Annotated in this window: 1 protein-coding gene; it reads left to right on the plus strand. The window is 65.9% G+C overall.

The genetic code is table 11. The features are described from left to right. Positions 1-680 (plus strand): pyridoxal-dependent decarboxylase (locus tag EN893_RS36605; protein WP_164901526.1); only part of this gene is annotated, 680 nt, incomplete at both ends.

Raw genomic sequence — 680 nt, forward strand, 5'->3', positions numbered from 1 at the left:
CGAGCGGCCGGTGCGGCCGCTGGTCGAACCGGGCGACATTTTTCGAAGCATTGAGGCTTCGCCGCCCGAAGACGCCGAGCCGATGGACCGGATCTTCGCCGACTTCGAAGAGAAGATCCTGCCGGGAATGACGCATTGGCAGCATCCCCGCTTCTTCGCCTATTTCCCGGCCAATGCGGCGCCGGTTTCGGTGGTGGCGGAATATCTGGTTTCGGCGATGGCCGCGCAATGCATGCTCTGGCAGACGTCGCCGGCGGCGACCGAACTCGAAACGCGCACCGTCGACTGGATGCGCCAGGCGCTCGGCCTGCCGGAAGGTTTCTCGGGCGTAGTCCAGGATTCAGCCTCGTCGGCGACACTGGCCGCAGTGCTGACCATGCGCGAACGGGCGCTCGATTGGCAAGGCAACAAACAAGGCCTGGCAGGGCAGGCGCGGCTGCGCATCTACTCCTCCGACCAGGTGCATACTTCGATTGACCGGGCGATCTGGGTGTCCGGCATAGGCGAGGACAATCTCGTGCGCATTCCCGTCGCCGGCCGCTTTCGCGCCATGGATACGGCGGCACTCGAGGCGGCAATCATCGCCGACAGGGAAGCCGGCATGCTGCCGGCCGGCATCATCGCTTGCGTCGGCGGCACCAGCACCGGCGGCGCCGACGATATTGCAGCGGTTGTCGAGG

This window comes from Mesorhizobium sp. M7A.F.Ca.CA.004.04.2.1 (assembly GCF_004022825.1).
Lineage (GTDB): Bacteria > Pseudomonadota > Alphaproteobacteria > Rhizobiales > Rhizobiaceae > Mesorhizobium.